The 19,716-nt window shown below is 35.5% G+C and carries 21 protein-coding genes, 2 tRNA genes and 1 pseudogene; 14 read left to right on the top strand and 10 right to left on the bottom strand.

The window, feature by feature from the left end; genetic code table 11:
* Positions 1-137 precede the first annotated feature (137 nt).
* On the bottom strand, positions 138-1,400 hold the full coding sequence (locus EDC17_RS13090; protein WP_132778512.1) for a DUF819 family protein: 1,263 nt from the start codon (positions 1,398-1,400) through the stop codon (positions 138-140).
* A gap of 241 nt (positions 1,401-1,641) precedes the next feature.
* Here EDC17_RS13090 and EDC17_RS13095 point away from each other — a divergent pair, with 241 nt between their 5' ends.
* Positions 1,642-2,712, top strand: coding sequence for a Gfo/Idh/MocA family protein (locus EDC17_RS13095; protein WP_132778513.1), 1,071 nt, complete (start codon positions 1,642-1,644; stop codon positions 2,710-2,712).
* 1,634 nt (positions 2,713-4,346) lie between these two features.
* Here the strand turns inward: EDC17_RS13095 and EDC17_RS16900 are convergent.
* Together EDC17_RS16900 and EDC17_RS16905 are read right to left on the bottom strand one after the other, a co-directional pair.
* Positions 4,347-4,595, bottom strand: a complete 249-nt coding sequence (locus tag EDC17_RS16900) for an aminotransferase class I/II-fold pyridoxal phosphate-dependent enzyme (RefSeq protein WP_165894422.1) — start codon at positions 4,593-4,595, stop codon at positions 4,347-4,349.
* Positions 4,596-4,620: 25 nt separating this feature from the next.
* Positions 4,621-5,070, bottom strand: coding sequence for an aminotransferase class I/II-fold pyridoxal phosphate-dependent enzyme (locus tag EDC17_RS16905; protein WP_165894423.1), 450 nt, complete (start codon positions 5,068-5,070; stop codon positions 4,621-4,623).
* 130 nt (positions 5,071-5,200) lie between these two features.
* Here EDC17_RS16905 and EDC17_RS13105 point away from each other — a divergent pair, with 130 nt between their 5' ends.
* The 8 genes from EDC17_RS13105 (at position 5,201) to EDC17_RS13140 (ending at position 12,299) form a co-directional block, all read left to right on the top strand.
* Positions 5,201-5,536, top strand: a complete 336-nt coding sequence (locus EDC17_RS13105; RefSeq protein WP_132778514.1) for a hypothetical protein — start codon at positions 5,201-5,203, stop codon at positions 5,534-5,536.
* Between the two features lie 26 nt (positions 5,537-5,562).
* Positions 5,563-6,555 carry a vitamin K epoxide reductase family protein gene (locus tag EDC17_RS13110; protein WP_132778515.1) on the top strand — a complete coding sequence of 331 codons (993 nt, stop codon included), beginning with the start codon at positions 5,563-5,565 and terminating at the stop codon, positions 6,553-6,555.
* Between the two features lie 38 nt (positions 6,556-6,593).
* Entirely contained in the window at positions 6,594-6,821 is a 228-nt protein-coding gene (locus EDC17_RS13115) for a DsbA family protein (protein ID WP_132778516.1), read from the top strand.
* 190 nt (positions 6,822-7,011) lie between these two features.
* Positions 7,012-7,209, top strand: coding sequence for a hypothetical protein (locus EDC17_RS13120; RefSeq protein WP_132778517.1), 198 nt, complete (start codon positions 7,012-7,014; stop codon positions 7,207-7,209).
* An 83-nt stretch (positions 7,210-7,292) separates the two neighbouring features.
* Positions 7,293-8,144, top strand: coding sequence for a GLPGLI family protein (locus EDC17_RS13125; protein WP_132778518.1), 852 nt, complete (start codon positions 7,293-7,295; stop codon positions 8,142-8,144).
* A gap of 8 nt (positions 8,145-8,152) precedes the next feature.
* Positions 8,153-10,789 (top strand): TonB-dependent receptor, encoded by a 2,637-nt coding sequence (locus EDC17_RS13130; protein ID WP_132778519.1) that lies wholly within the window; start codon positions 8,153-8,155, stop codon positions 10,787-10,789.
* Between the two features lie 57 nt (positions 10,790-10,846).
* A complete protein-coding gene (locus EDC17_RS13135) occupies positions 10,847-11,245 on the top strand; it encodes a recombinase family protein (RefSeq protein ID WP_132778520.1) in 399 nt (132 codons plus the stop codon).
* Positions 11,235-12,299 (top strand): recombinase family protein, encoded by a 1,065-nt coding sequence (locus EDC17_RS13140; protein ID WP_132778521.1) that lies wholly within the window; start codon positions 11,235-11,237, stop codon positions 12,297-12,299. The genes EDC17_RS13135 and EDC17_RS13140 overlap by 11 nt, the downstream gene beginning before the upstream one ends.
* Here EDC17_RS13140 and EDC17_RS13145 read toward each other — a convergent pair.
* Positions 12,265-12,349: transfer RNA gene (locus EDC17_RS13145), tRNA-Leu, on the bottom strand. The two genes, EDC17_RS13140 and EDC17_RS13145, sit on opposite strands and share 35 nt — an antisense overlap.
* A gap of 5 nt (positions 12,350-12,354) precedes the next feature.
* Positions 12,355-12,430 (bottom strand) — tRNA-Gly (locus EDC17_RS13150).
* Between the two features lie 516 nt (positions 12,431-12,946).
* On the opposite strand from EDC17_RS13150, the gene EDC17_RS13155 reads away from it, so the two are divergent.
* Complete coding sequence (locus tag EDC17_RS13155) at positions 12,947-13,315, top strand: outer membrane beta-barrel protein (protein WP_132778522.1); 369 nt, start codon at positions 12,947-12,949, stop codon at positions 13,313-13,315.
* 45 nt (positions 13,316-13,360) lie between these two features.
* Here the strand turns inward: EDC17_RS13155 and EDC17_RS17665 are convergent.
* The 3 genes and pseudogenes from EDC17_RS17665 to EDC17_RS13170 form a co-directional block, all read right to left on the bottom strand.
* A pseudogene (locus EDC17_RS17665) lies at positions 13,361-13,570 on the bottom strand (tail fiber domain-containing protein); the annotation flags it as partial.
* 57 nt (positions 13,571-13,627) lie between these two features.
* Positions 13,628-13,936, bottom strand: a complete 309-nt coding sequence (locus EDC17_RS13165) for a hypothetical protein (RefSeq protein ID WP_132778524.1) — start codon at positions 13,934-13,936, stop codon at positions 13,628-13,630.
* A gap of 95 nt (positions 13,937-14,031) precedes the next feature.
* Positions 14,032-14,517, bottom strand: coding sequence for a regulatory protein RecX (locus EDC17_RS13170; protein ID WP_132778525.1), 486 nt, complete (start codon positions 14,515-14,517; stop codon positions 14,032-14,034).
* 68 nt (positions 14,518-14,585) lie between these two features.
* Between EDC17_RS13170 and EDC17_RS13175 the strand changes: the two genes are divergently transcribed.
* The 4 genes from EDC17_RS13175 (at position 14,586) to EDC17_RS13190 (ending at position 18,590) form a co-directional block, all read left to right on the top strand.
* Positions 14,586-17,015 (top strand): bifunctional UDP-N-acetylmuramoyl-tripeptide:D-alanyl-D-alanine ligase/alanine racemase, encoded by a 2,430-nt coding sequence (locus tag EDC17_RS13175; RefSeq protein ID WP_132778526.1) that lies wholly within the window; start codon positions 14,586-14,588, stop codon positions 17,013-17,015.
* A 16-nt stretch (positions 17,016-17,031) separates the two neighbouring features.
* The gene (locus tag EDC17_RS13180; protein ID WP_132778527.1) at positions 17,032-17,628 is read left to right on the top strand and encodes a DUF502 domain-containing protein; all 597 of its coding nucleotides are present in this window, start codon (positions 17,032-17,034) and stop codon (positions 17,626-17,628) included.
* A 2-nt stretch (positions 17,629-17,630) separates the two neighbouring features.
* A complete protein-coding gene (locus EDC17_RS13185; protein WP_132778528.1) occupies positions 17,631-18,221 on the top strand; it encodes a LytS family sensor histidine kinase in 591 nt (196 codons plus the stop codon).
* A 102-nt stretch (positions 18,222-18,323) separates the two neighbouring features.
* The gene (locus EDC17_RS13190; RefSeq protein ID WP_132778529.1) at positions 18,324-18,590 is read left to right on the top strand and encodes a hypothetical protein; all 267 of its coding nucleotides are present in this window, start codon (positions 18,324-18,326) and stop codon (positions 18,588-18,590) included.
* 124 nt (positions 18,591-18,714) lie between these two features.
* Here EDC17_RS13190 and EDC17_RS13195 read toward each other — a convergent pair whose 3' ends face one another.
* Both EDC17_RS13195 and EDC17_RS13200 read right to left on the bottom strand, forming a co-directional pair.
* Positions 18,715-19,128, bottom strand: a complete 414-nt coding sequence (locus tag EDC17_RS13195; RefSeq protein WP_132778530.1) for a flotillin family protein — start codon at positions 19,126-19,128, stop codon at positions 18,715-18,717.
* Position 19,129: 1 nt separating this feature from the next.
* Entirely contained in the window at positions 19,130-19,594 is a 465-nt protein-coding gene (locus EDC17_RS13200) for a GNAT family N-acetyltransferase (RefSeq protein ID WP_132778531.1), read from the bottom strand.
* Positions 19,595-19,716: the final 122 nt, after the last annotated feature.

Below are 19,716 nucleotides of genomic sequence, written 5' to 3' on the forward strand. Positions count from 1 at the left end.
ATTACTTTCTATAGCCTAAAATAGTAATTTATATTAACTAACTAAACTGTCGGACGAGAATTGTAATTAAAAAAACAAGCGTTTGAAAATATTGGATTTCAAACGCTTGTTGTAAATGATTATTCTTTAAGATTCGCTTATATTGACGACGCCAATTGCATCAGCACGGCAGTAAGCCAGCCGGCATAGGTACCAATGGCATAACTGAAGACGGATAAAATCACACCTACAGAAATCAATGAAGGATGAAAAGCTGCCGACATGACTGAAGCCGAAGCAACACCGCCCACATTCGACATACTACCCACAGCAAAATAGAAGAATGGAATTTTGAAAAGTTTCGCCACTATAAATAGAAGCAAGGCATGGAATGATATCCAAATAATCCCTACGATAAATAATCCTGCGTTCTGCAAAATAGCAAGTATATCCATTTGCATACCTATTGTCACAATGAGCATATAAAGCAGTGCTGTGCCCATTTTGGATGCACCCACATTTTCAAGTTTGCGTGCTGGCGTGAATGATAAGCATACGCTAATTATCGTAGCAAATAGAATGATCCAGAAGAAAGAGTTGGTTAATGAAAATGTCTCCAATTCTGGATGATGGGTGTTAATAAACGATGCTGTAGGTTCAGCGAGAAACGTTGCCAAACCTGTACCCGCAAAAGCGATAGAAAGCATTAGTATAATATGTTTTGTTTCAGGGATTTTGGCATTTTCTTTCGCTTTCTTCTCTAATTTCACCATCAATTCGTCTACATCTCTGGCGTCAGCTTTGAAAAACCTGTCCATCATTTTGCTTTTTCCTGCGCCATAAAGAAGAAGAGCCATCCAGCTATAAGCTACGAAAACATCAACTGCGATGATAGAGGAAAATAGACTAGGAGAGGGTTGCAAAATTTCTTTGAGGGCTACTTGATTGGCACTTCCGCCAATCCATGATCCCGCAAGTGATCCCAGACCACGCCAAACTGCATCAGGTCCGGTACCTCCGACTACTTCAGGAGCGACATAAGAGGTCAAAAGAACTGCCAATGGACCTCCTAACACAATTCCTATCGTACCGGTGATAAACATTAATCCAGCGCGTTTGCGCAAGGCCCACATCTCTTTAATATCGAGATTCAGGATAAACAAAATCAGACAGGCGGGCAAGAAATAACGACTTCCTATAGTGGTCAGTGGAGAATTAGCGCCATCAATAATATTGAAAGAGTTGAGAAGTCCTGGCAAAAAGTAACACAATAGTAGGGGTGGTATGACATCATAAAAACCCTTTACATATCGGTTGTTAATATTGGATGTATAGAACACCAAACCTAATATTGCCATCAATAGACCGACGACTACAGTATTGTTTGTAATAAGTGGTTCGATAATTTGAGTTTCTTCCATATTTATGTGATAATGATGCGTGAAAATATGTAATATTTTTGAAGAATATTCATTTTATTGCAAAGTAGTGTCCTTATTTTTCTTTAAAACTAGATAAAATTGCATCTTTATATGCACGTAGCCAATGGGATAGAAAATGTACCGTGAATGTGGAATTTCATATGCACATCTACGTATTTTGTCTCCATTTTGCTGTGATGAATAAGAAATCTACTTGCCAAAAACAATAAACTTTTAGCGGATGAATAAGATTAAAATATTAGTTGTCGGTTGTGGAAATATGGGAGCATCCCATGCCAAAGCTTACCATGAATTTGAAGAATTTGAAATCGTTGGTTTAGTATCTCGCGGAGACAGCAAGAGCAAGCTACAGGAGGAATTGGGATCTAACTATCCTTTGTTTGATGAATATGAAACTGCGCTTAATGAGGCACAACCAGACGCTGTCTGTATTTCGACTTATCCGGAAACCCATGAATCTTATGCCATCCAAGCATTTGAAGCGGGAGCGCATGTTTTTATAGAAAAGCCGGTTGCCGACACTGTTCTAGGGGCGCAACGAGTTATTGAAGCCGCACATAAAGCCAACAAAAAACTCGTTGTTGGATATATTTTGAGACATCATCCATCTTGGATGAAGTTTATAGAGAAAGGTAGAACGCTGGGTACACCTTTGGTTTTTAGAATGAATTTAAATCAACAAAGTCAAGGATACATGTGGGATGTTCATCGTAACTTAATGAAAAGTTTAAGTCCTATTGTAGACTGTGGTGTACATTATATAGATGTGATGTGTCAGATGACTGATGCTACTCCGATTTCTGTATCCGCTATCGGGGCGCGATTGACCGATGATATCCCTTCAGACAATTATAATTATGGACAGTTGCAAATTCGTTTTGATGATGGTTCTGTCGGTTGGTACGAAGCAGGCTGGGGGCCGATGATGAGCCAAACAGCTTTTTTTGTTAAAGATGTGATCGGTCCTAAAGGTTCTGTATCTATCGTGGCGAATGAAGCTTCTAAAGATGGTAAATCTGACTCTGTCGAAGCTCATACCAAGACGGAATCTATTCGTGTTCATCATGCTTCCATTGACGCGCAAAATAAATTTAACCAGGAGGATGAATGGATTAATGTCGCAGATGAACCGGATCATCAAGAACTTTGTAATCGCGAACAACGCTTTTTCTATAATGCTATCGCTCAGGATTGGGATCTCTCCAAATCCATGGATGATGCGTTGAATAGTTTGAAAATTGCCTTAGCCTGTGACGAAAGTGTGAAAACGGGGGGTATCGTGAAATTATAAAGGACGATGTTTTGTGGTTTTTGCTCGAGCCGCGAATGGCTCTTCATTTTTGTCTTGACACAAAAACGAAGCAAAAAAGTCAAGACTGCATTCTTTTATGCTATTCTTTCTTTCAAATCCTAAACAAAATTAAACTAGCTACGCTCAAACAGAATTTTGTTTTTAACGGATTTGATTCAAAAGAATCACGCAGCCAGAATGCTAGGTCGATTTTCAGGCAGTGCGAATAAACATTGGAATTGTGGAACAAGCCTTCCTATACCTAAAATGTCGCCTTACAAAATTTCACGAAATTGTAGGAATGGGAAACCATAGTTGTGAAATTTTTCAGCGACACAGTTTGCTTTCTTTTGCCAAGACAAAAGAAAGATGCCTGTCGGGCATAGAGGATAGTATTTTGTAGTTTTCGCTCTAGCCGCGAGAGATTCACCTCTATGCCGGTGAGGCATAATAGTTTTTCATCAACTATTTGATTTTCTATGGCATTTAAGAAACCTCTTTGAGGGTTTTTCTTGATAAAAAAGTATTCAAAAAATCAAGACTTGGACGGCACTTAGCTAAATCTATTTCAAAATCCTTAAACGTCTCGGAGCCATTTGGCTTCGGTGCATTTCGTCGATCCGTTCTTTACAGGATTTCTTATAGCTTTTTAACGCTGTACCGTCCTAGGTCGTTGTGTAAGATGGTACAAGAAAAATAGTGATTGGTGGAAATATCTTCCAATACCGAAAATGTCGCCTTACAAAATTTCACGAAATTGTAGGAATGGGAATCCATAGTTGTGAAATTTTTCAGCGACGCGGTTTTGCTTTCTTTTGCCAAGACACAAGAAAGATGCCCGTCCGGGATAGAGGACAAATAGAAAGCAATACTCTGGCCTTAAGGACAATGTTTTGTAGCCGTTAGAAGGTGTGTTTATTTATGACTATTAATGCAAGAGAGGAGAGTATAAAAGGTATAAAACAAAAAAAGCTCGACAAACTGTCGAGCTTTTGGTACAGGGGAGTTTAAATATGTTGACCTTCGTAGATGACTACGAAGATATTTTGTACTCTAAAGATTTGATCAATTAATTTTATCTATTTTGTTGATGGTAATTTGAATGAATTCCATTTTTTTAAATGATCACTTTCCAGTTTAGTGCCCGTCAATGAACAATTATCGAAACATTTTCTGGAGGATTTGAAGGTTTTAGAAGAATTGTTTGATGATCTAGGTCATTGAAATATGATCGCATGCTCACTTAATATTCTCGTAAAATAAAAGAGTAGTTTTTATTCCCTACAAATATTCTTAAAAAAATATACCAAGCTAATTAGTAGTTTGTTTCGGCTATTTAAAGCTGTTTCCCATTTTTTATTTGAAGTATGCAAACCTATAAAGTATTGCTTGTAATTTTTAAAGGGTATATAAACGGTTCCCTGAACCGCCCTTGACAAATTGCAATCCTTTATTTAACGGTGCAAATTCAAATTAGGAAAAATGGAAAACTTGATAAATCTAAAAACTGAAATGACAAAACGTGAATTAACAGCAGCTAAATCGCAGCTTACTCGTGAGATCAAAACCTACATTAACGAAATTGAATGGATCACAAGAGATGATAATAATGGTAAACCAATATCAACCTTGTATCATGGTAAACCTAGAGAACCACAATTAACCATCAGGTATGCGCCATATTGTTTTGTCAATGCATAGATTTCATCCATATGAGCCAGGTCTCCATTTTGAGAATACACACCATCAATAATGACTAGCTTAGTTCTATACTTATCTTTCGCTTCAACTAGCTCACGTTCTAAATGAACAATGCTATTATGTGGGAATTTTTTGACGTTCGTATTGAGGAGTCCTTCATAGACACTTGCGTGTACCTCCATGTCCACAATAGCCAATCCTCTTGCTTCAGTAAAGAAAGTAAGGTTGAACTGTTGGCGGTATACCTGTTGTAAAAACTATACTCGAACCTTCTGGTCTATTGAAAAATTTGCATAATTTTTTTTCAAGTTCAATGTGGTATTCGTGATGCCCGCCAATAAGTGGTGATGCACCTGCGCCAGTACCGTATTTATTTATTCCATCAATTGCAGCTTGCTTAACTTTTGGATGCTGTGTGAAATTAAGGTAGTCATTAGAAACTAATCCGACACAGTCAATAGATTTTTTTAGAAATGGAGCCGATACATTTACTATAGGTCCACAACCTTTGGTTTGAAACCTAAAGTTTATTTTATTATTTTTCTCCATATAGTGAATATACTCGTTGAAATAACTAGCTGTATCCATCATATCATATTGCGTAATATTCTCAAATTCTTTAAAACTTGCTGTATCAAAGTTTATTGGTTGATTCATAATTAAGATTTTGGTTAGTATTTATGTCCAATAATAGGAAGAAAAAAATATATTAAAAAATTTCTCTTTATTTATTTTTTTTGCATATCATTGAGAAAATTATAAACTGAAACCTCATTAGTCTTTTAATATGATAAAGCATTTTTTTAACAAAAGAGTGTCTTATATTGAAAATGTCATTAATTATTTTTTGACACTTCATTCTATTAAGCATACTTCGGCCCATCTACAAGAATCTATCGATAGTCATGTGGAGAGTCCATCCATGCTTTCTGTCAAAGATGTTTTATTTGAATACGGTATAGAGTCTGCTGCAGTCCGTAAAGGAAGCTATACATATGAAGATTTTGAAACACCTTTCATTTGTTCTATTCAAGAAGAAGACTGGGGTCAGTCTGCTTTTACAGTTGTTACAGCAAATGAAGGAGGTGAGATAAGTTATCTTGATCCGGTAATAAAATTATAACAGTTCCTTTGTCTGGTTTTGAGAAAATGGATAAACAAATTATTTTGCTTTTGGATGCGGAGCATAAGAAAGATGAGCTTGACTACATGCAAAATACAGCAAAAGAACAGACCCAAGCTATTATTTCTCGAATTCCAGTCTACGCTTTTATAGGAGTAGTCTTAACCACTTTGGGATTGATGTTTTTCTCTTATGCATCTTTACATTGGATTTCACCATTCTTTTTAATGACTTCGACAGTCGGTTTATTAATCTCTTTATTACTCGTTTGGCATGAAGTCGATGCACACAATTCGTTTATCAAAGAAGTATGTGGAGGTCAAGGACGAAAAATGAACTGTGATGCTGTGTTATCTTCTGCAGGTGCGGCATTTCTGGGGATTAGTTGGGCCGTTTGGGGATTTGCCTATTTTGCAAGCTTCTTATTATCGATATTACTTTTTTCTGAACAGATTGCCTATGCATATCTATGGTCTATAGTTTCTATTGGAGCATTAATATATCTTCCATTCTCTATATATTATCAATCCAAAGTCATCAAACAATGGTGTCCGCTATGTCTTTCTGTTTTGGCTGTTATCTTAATCAATAGCATAGCTTCTACTTATTTTTTAAATAAAAGTAATATAGTCTTATTCGACTGGAAGTCAGTATTGCATGTTGTCGAAATTGGTTTTTTGTTTTTGTTCGTGACCTACTATGCTATACCGATGCTGAAACAGGCCAGAGAAAGTAAAAGCTATTCGAAACGTTGGAAAAAGCTACGCTACAATCCCAATATTTTCGAAGCACTATTATCCAAAACCAATGTTGTTAGTGTTTCAGCAGATGGGTTAGGGGTTATTGTGGGAAATCCTGATGCGAAAAATGAAATTATTAAAGTATGTAATCCCTATTGTGGACCCTGTGCAAAAGCACATCCAGAGTTAGAACATATTGTTAAGAATAATAAAGACGTAAAAGTTTGTTTATTTTCACGGCCTCAGGTGAGGAAGAGGACATCAAGACAGCTCCAGTAACTCATTTATTAGCAATTCAATCCAAAGGAGATCTGAAAATGACTACAAAAGCGCTTGATGATTGGTATCTGGCAGATAAAAAAGATTATCAAGTTTTTTCAGAAAAGTATCCAATGAATGGAGAGTTAAAAGAACAAAAGGATAAAATTATCGCTATGCGTAACTGGTGTGATGTAATGAAGATTCGTGCAACACCTACTATTTATGTAAATGGACAAGAATTACCAGATAGCTATCGTATCTCTGAATTAAAAAATTTTTTCTAATTAGTAAAAATATGCCCGAGCCAGTTCGAAATGTCATCAGGCAAAGAGAGCTCAACCTCTCTCTTGTAATTAACCAAGTAATCAGAGTGAGCAGATTACAAATTTAAACAATTTTAAACTTAGAGATCATGAAAAAGATTTCATTAAAAACTTAAACTTAACAGAGGTAGATCAATTATCTCGTGAACAATTGAAAAACTTATTTGGAGGCTGGAGCAGTACCACAGGAGAAACTTCTGGAGAAACAAATCCGCATCCTTGTGAAGGCTTAGGAGACAGAACTGTATGTTGCTCAGTTACAGGAGCAACAGGTACGTGTACCGATTTATATGGTAATTGTGGAGGTACGATAGTATCGACAGAAGACGACAGATGTCCTAAGTCGTAATTTGTTATTACAAAATAATGACCAAACAATAATCGGATAGATTATTGTTTGGTTTAAAAATTCCATTTATATATTAATTTCTTATGTTTAGAATATTCTTTGTTATTGCCTTATGTATTTCTATTAAAATGAATTCTTTTGGTCAAAAAAAAGGAGTTCAGAATTTTATTAAGATAATCTATAAAATGAGCTATCAATTAGATAGTCTTAATAATACAGATTCAAAAATCGAGTTAATGGAGTTGTTGTATAATGATTCTATATCTATATTTCAGTCTGTGGGAATAGGTATGATTGACTCCATGAATTACGAAGGGCAAAAACATAATCCTAATTACAATGTCCGCAATGAAAAAAAATATGCAACAATACCAAGGCCTAAAGTTCATTATGTAATAAATAGATTAGATAACGTAATTGACGTATTCGATACCTATAAGTATGGTGGATTAAGATCGGATGGATATCAGCATTACATGGAGCGCATGGAGTTAGATTGGAATATGACAAGGAAGACGGATACGTTACTAGGCTATTTTGTTCAGCAGGCTTTTCTCCAATTTGGTGGTAGAGAATGGGAATGTTGGTTTGCGCCCTCCATTCCTATTAGTGCTGGTCCTTATAAGTTTTATGGTCTTCCAGGATTGATTATAAAGATAAAAGACAAAACTAACAGTTGGGAGTTTTCAATTAATTCTATCGAAAATGATGTTTATAGAGCTGTCTTTGATAAAAGTAAAGCGATTCCAAATATTACAAAAACAGATAAGATGAGCTTCTTTCAGAGTCGAAACCATTATCTCCAAAATAGAACAATTATTGATGAACAGAATGGGGATATAATTATATTATCATCAGAATCTAGAAAAGAGTTAATTAAAAAAGATAAAGTATTTACAGCAAAGAATAATAACTGGATTGAATTATTTCCTTAAACCATATTATGAGGTTTTTTGTGTTTGTAATGCTATTATTGAGTCAAATTGCCTTAGCTCAAACTAAGATTTCGGGTAAATTGGTTGATGATCTCAATAAGCCTATTTCGAATGTATCGGTGACGTACAAAAAGGTAGGTGACGTTGCATTATTGGGTTTTGGTAGATCGGATAATAATGGCTTATATAGTTTGTCGGTGAAAGTGATGGATGTAGATAGTGTACAATTGGATTTTCAACATATGAATTATGCGAAGAAGTCTGTGGTCGTAGCTAATCGTACAGCTAATTATTCCTATCAATTGGTACAACAAGCGCGCGAAATAGGAGAGGTAAAAGTAGGTAATATGCCAATCTACAAGCGCAAAGATACGATCAATTATGATGTGAATGCTTTTACCTCTAAGCAAGATCGTGTGATTGCTGATATTATCAAAAAATTGCCAGGTATTGAGATGCGAGGTGATCAAATTCTTTACCAAGGCAAACCTATACAAAAGTATATGGTCGACAACCTCGATCTGATGGAAGGTCGGTATGGATTGATTAATAACAATCTTCCAGCAGATGCGGTTAAGAAAGTACAAGTGGTCGAAAATGACCAACCTATTAAAATACTGGACTCATTAGTTTTTTCGGATCGCGCTTCTTTGAATTTGGAGCTCAAGAAATTTACGACTACAGGCACCGGAAAAGTAGGCGTCGGCTATCAGCCAGTTCTTTGGGATTTGAATTTGACGCCGATGACTTTTGGCAAAACCTTTCAAATGGTGAATTCTTTACAAACCAACAATACAGGCTATGATGCTTCGAAAGATTTGCGTGCATTTTATACGGGAGGAATGTTTTTCGGGACACGAGCGACTATTTCTAATGGAGAATCATTTCTAGCGGTAAGGAATGTGTCAAGTCCAAGTTTTGATGAGAAAAAGTGGTTGGACAATAAAATATTTTTATTTAGCACGAATACGCTACAAAAGTTCAAAAGCGGTGTAGAGCTAAAGGGTAATTTGTCGTATTATCACGACACACGCAAAAGAGAGGGGTTTACAGCTACGCAATATTTTACAACGGACGAAATTATCTACAGTAGCGAGCATATCAATAACAATTATCGAAATCAAGTATTTGATGTAGGACTACTTCTCGAAAAGAATGAAAAGAATATTTTTTTAAGAAATAGTACTAAGTTTCAGAAAAAGTGGAATAAAGACTTAGGGAACTTATTTTTTAACAATATCGAAGAAATAGGTCAAGATAAAAGGTATACAGATGAAGCTTTTATGAATAACCTATCCATGGCTCGGTTTATTGGTAAGCAATTGGTCAATATCAATTCAACAATAACGTATAATAAAACACCACAACAATTAGTGGTCAATCCAGGTCAGTTTGAGGATTTATTAAACGAAGGAAATCCGTATGAACAAATGTCGCAACAGGTGCTATTCAAAAAGATATCTGTAGACAATAGTTTGGGTTTCACGCGTAAAGTAAAATATTGGACGATCACACCAACTCTAGAACTAAACTATGATAATAATAAATTGAATACTGCTGTAGAAATTGCGAATAATGGTCAACAAAAGATATTAGGTCAAGACTATATCAATGATATGGATAATTCGCAGTTGAATCTTGCTTTGATCATGCGAATAGGCTGGGAGAAAGCAAAGTGGAAGTTCAATATCCAAACACCTTATCGTGCATACTACTTTAACGTTCTTCAGCAAGGCGTGAAAACATTAGATAATGAGCTGAAAAATACGTTTAATCCTTCTGCCAGTCTGACTTATCTGATGAATTCGAATAATGAATTTTCCAGTTCTTTGTCCGCGGGTAATTCTTATGGGGGATTAAATAATTTTTACAATGGCTATATCATTAGCCAATACCGAAATATGCAACGCTATGATGCACGTTTATTGCGAACAGATAATCGATCTGCTTCTGTCGGATATAATTATAAAAATACATTGAAAGCCAATTTTGCCAATTTTCGTTATAGTTATTCGGAAGGCGAGCGTGATTATATATTTAGTAGTTCTATAGATGAATTGGGTAGAAGGACAACAACGATTGTAGATCAAGGTAGTCGTAATCTAAGTCACAACCTATCAGGAGGGGTATCTCATTTTTTTTCAAGTTTCAAAACCGTTGTGAAGTTGAATGCGTCGATCAACTGGTCTATTTCAGACTACTTACTGAATGGTGTACTGGATAAGCAGCGTGGGAGAGGTCAATCCGGAAGTGTCGAGGTTATTAATAGTTTGTCAACCATTATTTCTGGTGATTACAAGACGACTTATGGTCGAAATAAGAATATTTTCTCTACCTCTGAACAGCTGACAATATACAATAATCATTATTTGAATGTGGTATTTTATCCATCGGAAAAGCATTCGTTGATCGTTAGCAATTCCTTGTATACTAATAATATGAAAAGTCAAAAAGACCAATATTTTTTAGATTTAACGTATCGTTATAGGGTTGATAAATGGAAAACAGATATTGAGCTGAATGGTCAAAATTTATTAAACAACAGTCAGTTTGTGCAGCAGTTTTCGAATACTATTGAGCTTGTTCAGTCCACATTCGAATTAAGACCAAGGCAGTTTGTAATTTCAACACGTTTTAAATTTTAGAAAGGATTCTAGTTGTATGTAAACAATTTTTTTAAACTAAGATATTTTTTATTAAGTATGAATAGAAAAATTACAACTTATATTGTTAATCTAGAAAAAAGACAAGATCGTCGAGTTTTTATCGAAGAGGAGTTTAGAAAGCAATTTACGTCCATGATTTCTTTCGTGAAAAAGTATAAAGGTAAAGTTTCCTACATCCTTGTTTACAGTTTAGAACGCTTCTCTCGTAATGATAACTCCATATGGCTCACTAATGAGTTGAGAAAGTTAGGGATCGAAATTGTTTCCGTCACACAGCCGATTGATACTTCTAACGCATCTGGACAGATGCAGCAGAAAATGCTTTTCCTGTTTGGTGAATTTGATAATCAACTTCGCCGACAAAAATGTATGGCAGGAATAAAGGAAATGCTTCTTAAGGGAGATTGGCCAACAAATCCGCCTATTGGCTATTAGAGAAAATGGGAAAAGGAAAATAGTTGTTAATGAAAAAGGTAGATTAATTAAACAGGCTTTTCAGTGGAAGGCAAATGAAAATATAACTGGAGAAGCTATCAGACATCGGCTTGCAGAGAAGGGGGTCAAGATTGGACGTATGCAGATATCACGGGTACTGCATAATCCATTTTATTGTGGTTTAATGGTTCACAACATGTTGGAAGGAAAGGTTGTTGAGGGAAATCACGAACAGCTTATTACTAAAGAGCTTTTCCTTCGTGTGAACGGCCTTATGAAAGATAATGCACATGGTTACACAATTAACGAAGAAAACGCTGCTATACCACTAAAACGCTTCGTAAATTGTGGTCATTGTGGTCAACCTCTACGAGGATACATTGTGAAAAAGAAAAATGTGCACTACTATAAATGCAATACGAAAGCGTGTAATAACAACAAGAATGCAAAAGACCTCAATAATATGTTTGTTAACATACTCGAGTCTTTTAAAATAGAAGCTACTACCGATGTTATGAAACTGATTAAAAAGCAGACGGTCGTTTTATTCAATCAGTTGACAGCTGATAAACAAAATGATCTTAAGCTTTTACAAAGCGAATGTTTAGAAATGGAAAAAAAGATAACTAGGTTGGAAGAACGGTATATAGAAGAGGAGATAAACAAAGAGTTGTATAACAAATATCGAACACGCTATGTTAGAGAAAAGGAGGAAAATAAAGAAAAATTATGCAAGCTATCAAGACAAGTGTCGAACTTTGAAAAAAGCATAGCATTTACACTGAAATTCGCGCTTGAATTACCTTTAAAGTGGGTTTCGGCAGACTATAATACGAAGCATCGTATACAATATCTCCTGTTCCCTAAAGGAATGAGTTATAGCAAAAAATCTAACGAATGTCGAACCGAGAAGATTAATTTGGTATTTTTGTATGTTGTTTATTTTCAGCAAGTTATAACAAATAAAAAAAGAGGAATTCCAGAGTTAGGTCTGAATTTTTCCTCTTTTTCACATTGGGTACCTAGGGCGGGAATCGAACCCGCACTCCTTTAACAGGAACAGGATTTTAAGTCCTGCGTGTCTACCAGTTCCACCACCTAGGCGACTCTGGAGCGAAAAACGAGATTCGAACTCGCGACCCCAACCTTGGCAAGGTTGTGCTCTACCAGCTGAGCTATTTTCGCTTATTGAAGTCTTTCAACTTGTCTGGACATCGCGTCCTTCCGATTTGATGATGCAAATATAGAGGTATAATCCATTTCTGCAAAATGTTTTTGAAATAAAATATAGCTTTTAAAGCCTTTGTAACCTCATATGTTTGATAATCAGTATGAATAATTTTAAATAAAATTACATTTTTGCTCTTCTTCTATCTATTACTATTTTTCTAAAATTTTCTAAAATATAAATTTCCGATTTGTCAAGTGTTATTTAACATTATTATTGAGATTTTGTTACTCTAAATTTGTTTTGTGTGACTTTTAAATTTTTTTATTTAGTTTTTGTAATTAAAATATCAATATGTATCAATTTATATTGAAATAATTGTATTATTTTTATATGAAAATTAATGAAATCTATTTTTTTTGATGTTTTTTTTATTTATTTAAATAAAACATATGATTCATTTCTTGTATTATGTGATAAAAATATAATATAATACAAAATCAACCTATTAAATCAATCTAAATACCAATTTTATGAGAAAAAAACTAATGCCTTTATCATTATTTATGATTAATGCTTGTGCGTTTGCGCAAGAAAATGCCAATGGCATTGATATATCTGGTTCTGCAGATGCTTATTGGAAGTATGACTTCGCAAACCAAGAAAACATAAGCACTTATTTTGCGAATGATCACAATTCTATCTCGTTAGGTATGCTCGCTTTAGCAGTTAAGAAATCAACAGGCAAAGCTTCATTTGTCGGCGAGGTGTCTTTTGGTCCTCGGGGGCAATACCTGACTATTCCAAATGGAGACGGCACGGATGATAATAAGCTTTTCGTTATTAACTTCTTCAGTCTGGTAAGTTCCAGTAGCATTTTTTCCAGTTTTATAGATTTTTGATTTTTTATCTACTATTTCTGTATTAGTATTTTCAATTACAAAACCATATTGCTTGCTTTTAGGAAGTTCAAAAGCTTTGTATTTGTCCGTATTAAAATTAAAAGTAACTGGCTTTAAGTTATTTATAATATTTATGGGTTCAGAAATAGTTTCAATATTTACTTTCAATTCTTTTTCATCTACTCGTTGCTGTGCATTTGCAGTGTACACAAATCCCATAATTGCGCCAATAATGACGAATGATTTTATTTTCATAATGATAAATTTTAATAATAAATTGTTGTAATAAGCTAAACTTGAGAAAGATTAAAGTTAAGCTTCGAAGTTGGGAGGAGGATAATGCAGTTGAAAATGTATTAAGGGTAATGGAGTTTTTCGTTCATCAAAATCCAAATCATTACTGATAATGCCAAAAGATATGATATAAGGACTTTCAATTAAGACTTGAGGTTCGGTTTCAAATTGCTTTTCTACTTCTTTTGTTTCCTTTTCTGTATGATTATTCTCATTCAATTCTATCTGATGGGGTCTATCCGAATTAAAAATATAGGAGGTCGTCTTTATTGACATCGCTGCCAACAGCAAAAGAGATACTATATATGGAAATACATAATTATGCATATTAACCTTAACCTATTTGTCTAAATCTGATTTGTAAAAATAAGAAAAATATAATTTATAATTGTTTCTAAGTGATTCATTTAGTCATCTGATTATCAAGAATTCTTTCGATTTAATCTTTGAAAGATAAGATCATTTTCATAGCCTTTGGACTGTAGGTACCGCATCAATTTGGCTTTCTCAGAAAGGCTGAGTGAATCGGCCTGGCTGCCTATTTTTTTTTGAATTAAAGTATCCAAATTTTCTTCATATTCATCCAAATCAATTTCACGTAAAGCAATTTTAATCAAGGGGGAGGAAATACGCTTCGCTTTGAGGTGCTGGATTATTTTCACCTTTCCCCACTTTTTTATGCGGAATTTTCCACGGACGAAGGCTTTAGCAAAACGCTCCTCATTCAAAAAGTTTTCGGTGATAAGTTCTGCAATTATGTTTTCGACATCTTCGCTATGCAAGCCCCAGGTATAAAGTTTGTCTCGCACTTCTTGCTGCGCACGCTCTTGATAAGCACAAAAACTCTCCATCTTAAGCTTTGCTTGCTTGGGTGTATATTTCTTTTTATTTCCCTCGAATTCATCCATATTACAAATCTTGAAAAAATGATAGACTTATTAAAAATATTGGTGAAATTTGTCCTAATAATAGTCATATGTACGAGATAACGCAAATTATAGATTTTCTAAACCCCATTCAAAGTCACGTTGTCAATCCTTCGTCATCAATTGATAGCCTTGCATATGATTCACGCAAGCTGCATGCGGGTCAACGGGGGTTGTTTTTTGCCCTGAAGGGGCAGCAAGATGGCCATAAATATGTGGCGGATGCCTACCGGAAAGGGGTGCGAAATTTTGTCCTTTCGGATTTGAATTTTAATATTTCTGCGTACACTGAGGCCAATTTTATATGGGTGAAAGACACTGTGCGTGCATTGCAGCATGTCGCCGCGATGCATCGGTCGCATATTCACATACCGGTAGTTGGTATCACGGGAAGCAATGGGAAGACTATTGTCAAAGAGTGGCTGGCGCAGTTACTCAAGGCGGATAGAAAAGTATATCAAAGTCCCAAAAGTTACAACTCACAGATAGGGGTTCCTATTTCACTGTGGCATATGTCCAATGATTATGATATAGCGTTGATCGAAGCAGGTATTAGCACGGTAGGTGAGATGACACATTTGGAGCAAATTATTCAACCAACGTGGGGTATTTTTACTTCTTTTGGAACAGCTCATCAAGAAGGTTTTACCTCTACAACAGTAAAATTTGAGGAGAAATGGCAGTTGTTCCGCCAAGTAGAAAAAATAATAGCACCCTCTACCCATATTCCCGAAAATGTTTTGGGTGATGAAAGGATCATTAGGTGGGGAACGCAGGATACGGCTAAATTGCGAATAAAAAACATTGAGCAATTAGCAGATTCGTATCATGTGCAAGGATGCTATCAGGGTATTTTATACAGTTGGAAAGTGCCCTTTACGGACAAAGGTTCCCTGGAAAATTGTCTTACCTGTATGCTTGTACTTTTGGAATTGGGGTATAGCATGGAGGTTATCAGCGAAAGAATTCTATTATTGAGACCATTGGATATGCGTCTGAAATTGAAAAAAGGCAAGCACAACAGCAGTATCATCGATGATAGCTATTCCAACGACCTTGCTTCGCTAAACATTGCTTTGGATTTTTTGAATCAGCAAAATCAATTTAAGTATAAGAAGTTGGTTTTAAGTGATTTTGAAGGGGAAGAATGGACGCCGCGTTTCGAGCATAAGCTTCAAAATCTATTGATGCGTATCGATTTGGAAGAACTGTTGTTGGTAGGAGAGCGTTTTCGTGATTTTACGTTGTCTACAGATGCCAAAATTCAAGTTTTCGAGTCTACAGCAGCACTTTTGGCAAGTTATAATAGCCTAGACTTCTCGGATAGTGTGGTGCTGATAAAGGGTGCCCGAAAATATCATCTTGAGGAGCTGAGTAAGCGGCTGACGCAACAATCCCATGAGACCGTGATGCAGATTAATTTAAAAGCTATTGAAAATAATTTGCGACAATATCGTTCGAAGTTAGAGCCTTCAACCAAACTCATGGCGATGGTTAAAGCGTTTTCATATGGTAGTGGATCTTTTGAAATCGCGAATATTTTGCAATTTAATAATGTTGACTATTTAACCGTGGCGTTTGTTGATGAAGGAAGCGAGTTGCGTCGTGCTGGTGTTAAACTTCCCATTATGGTGCTTAGTCCGCATGAAAGTACTTTCGAAGATATTATTTTATATAATATTGAACCAGAGATATATTCTATAAAGATATTAAAAGCTTTTATTCACTTTTTGAAAGGAAAAGAACTGAGCGCCTATCCCATCCATATCAAATTGGATACAGGTATGCATAGACTCGGATTTTGTGAAAGTGAGATAGATTTATTGTTAGATACTTTAGAAAATCAATCTCAGGTCAAGATTCAATCTGTTTTCTCCCATCTTGTGGGGGCAGGTGACACACATTTTAGCAGCTTTACACAAGAGCAGATTCATTTGTATCAAAATATGGTGCATCGAATAAAATCTACAATAGGATATGATTTTATTCGTCATATTTGTAACACGTCAGGAATTGTCCATCATCCAGAGGCGCATTTGGATATGGTCCGTTTGGGGATAGGATTATATGGTTATGATGCAAACTCTGGAATGGATTTGGAGGAAATCAGTGTGCTAAAAACGACGATTACACAAATTAAGCGTTTGCCTCAGGACGAAACTATAGGGTACGATCGCAAAGGAGTGCTCCAGCGAGACTCTGTAATTGCAACGGTAAAAATCGGGTATGCAGATGGATACAGCAGACGATTTGGAAATGGCGTAGGCAAAATGCTCATCAATGGGAAACAGGCGCCTACCATTGGCAATATATGTATGGATATGTGTATGCTGGATATAACAGGTATCGAGGCGCAGGAAGGTGATGAAGTAGTGGTTTTTCCAGACTTGCTTGAGGCGGCTCATCAGATCGGAACTATACCCTATGAATTGCTGACGGGCATATCCTCTCGCGTAAAACGAATATATTATTACGAATAATCAACTACGATAAGCAATGCTAAAAAAATTTTTTCAACGAATTTTATACTATTTAATTAAAGGAATTTTAGTGATTGCGCCTCTGGCAGGTGCAATATTCTTGATTCTTTGGATTTTTGCATCCTTAGACAATGCACTAAATATTTCACAGCACTTGCTGGAAGACGGGGAGGGTAGACCGCTTTATATTCCGGGTATAGGGATTCTTACGGTCATTCTAATATTGATTTTTGTAGGTTTTGTATTTACGACTTTCGTTACCGAACCTATTCGTGAATGGATAAAACGAACAATAAATCGTATTCCATTGTTCAATACATTGTATTCTTCGATCAAAGACTTCACAGAAGCTTTTGTGGGAGATGCTAAAAAGTTCAATGAGCCGGTGTTGGTAAAAGTGAATGAAATGGGCTTAAAGAAGATTGGTTTTTTGACTCAACGAGACTTAAAAATTTTGGGATTAGAAGGTGAAGTAATAGTTTATTTTCCTTACTCTTATTCCTTTGCTGGTCAAATAGTAGTGGTAGAAGCTAAGCACGTTCAAAAACTTAATATGTCGGCGACAGATGCGATGAAGTTGGTCGTTTCGGGTGGTGTATCAGGATTGGATTAAATATGGTAAACTTTATTTCCAAGCTTTTTAAAAATGATCAAGTAATAGATCCTGAAAGGTTACACCTTGAAGCTGAAGGTAGTGTACATCGCGTGATATACGATAAGTATTTATTGCAGACTGCATTGCAGCAGGATGGGCTGGGCGTAGTGGAAAAATATTTGGGTCAAGCATTAGCAATTGATTATACGAAAATATATGATTTGAACGAGGAAATGTTGCTATTGCAAGATTATATAGCTTCTTATAAAGCTCTATTTCCACAGGATTTTTACATAAAGTTTGACATTCAAAAAAAAGATGCTCAAGAAATAAAAATATATCCTTTTATATTGTTTCCGTTGGTGCAGAATGCGATCGTACATGGTTATAATAGCATGGAAAAATATCCCATTCGTATCAGAATTCAAGTAATAGGAGGGGAAATTAAGCTTGAAGTGAGTAATAGGGTTAATCATTACTTAACGAATCAAGGAGAGAATGAAATAATTAATTATTATAAAAGTCGATTAGGTTTGCTTTATAGCAATGATCATGATTTGATTATAAACAGCAATAGCAATATTTTCAAATCAACATTAATCTTAGGGTAACAATATTGCTTATTTCTTTGCGTTATTCTTTACTTTAATTATCGATTTTTATATATTTACTAGAACAAGGACAGTCAGTGTCGGATCTAAACTTAAATGCATATGATAGGAACATTAATCGAAAAGGAAGATATAGTTAATCACAAAATAATAGCCGCTCCACAGGATAAATCCGAAGAACTCAAAAGTAAATTGAGCGATGCTCAACGGTTAGGTAATGAATTTAAGTCTAAGGCCTCTATCGTATTTAATACAGTGGATGGCCCGCTACGCGTGGAGACTACAGTATGGTCTGCAACGGATAAGTATGTACAGATTAAAAGTGGTGTACTCATCCCATTACCAGCTATCATACAAGTGGAATTTTAATGTGTTAGTTAACTAATAATAAAGCCTTTGTGATTACACAAAGGCTTTATTATTTTATAAATTCTTCTGCCTATTAGGCTAACTACTTTTCGTGAACAGCATGAATAGGGTGCGCCTTAGCCATTTACTCTGTAGGAGTAACCAATTTTTTAGAATGATTGACATCAAGTACAGGAACCAAGCCTTCAGCAGGCATATAAATGATTTGTGGTAAATCACCTTTGTCTGCCAACTTCTCCAATGTACGGATGAACAGGTATTGGTTATAGATCGAATTGAGCGAGCCATTTTCCAATTTCATGGCCTGCGCCATTCCTTTTGCTCGTTCTACTTCCGCTTGGGCATTCAGTTTTTCGGCTTCTAGTCTAGCCCGTGCTTCTTCAATCAGAATCTTACGGTTTTGTTCGGCTTTGGCCATTTCGGCCTTGCCAGCCATTTCTTGTTGCCATACGTTGTACAGTGGTAACCCAAACATCAAAATGCCGATAATTATCACGACGACAACGAGTATTAATCCAATTGGTTTTGTATTGTTCATTTTATGAAGATTGTAATTTTGAATAACTCATTTTATACATATGAAAGCCTTCAGCCCAATAATTGATATGCCTTTCTAATAATTTGAAACCTTTTTTCTCGTAAAATTCATAAGCATGCTGCGAGGTACGGACAATAATAGACTTAATATTCTTCTTGGCCGAAATGACTTCCAACCTATGATTTAATAGTAAACTGCCGATTCCTTGGTGATGATAACCCGTATCCACCAAATCCCAGCTTATCTTAGCGAGTTGCTTGTCTTTGTCATAATTTATCCCCGCTCCCGCAATAATTTTTTCATCCATTATAGCCACATAATAGTCTTGCACCTCATTATCCAAATACTCTTCATAATCATCAATCTCTGTTTCTGCAAAATATTTAGGCACATTATTATGCATAATTTTTAGTAAAGCATCCTTATCTTCTCGTTTATATTTTCTTATTACAATAGCACTATTCATAATTTAACCTTTGCTTTCAAGATAATAAAATAATAGGTCATGTCAAAATAAAAGAGGCTAGAATAAATCTAGCCTCTGTGCCTATAAGATGGCTTGTTATACTTTATAGTGCTGGGGTATCA

Source organism: Sphingobacterium alimentarium, assembly GCF_004342685.1.
Lineage (GTDB): Bacteria > Bacteroidota > Bacteroidia > Sphingobacteriales > Sphingobacteriaceae > Sphingobacterium > Sphingobacterium alimentarium.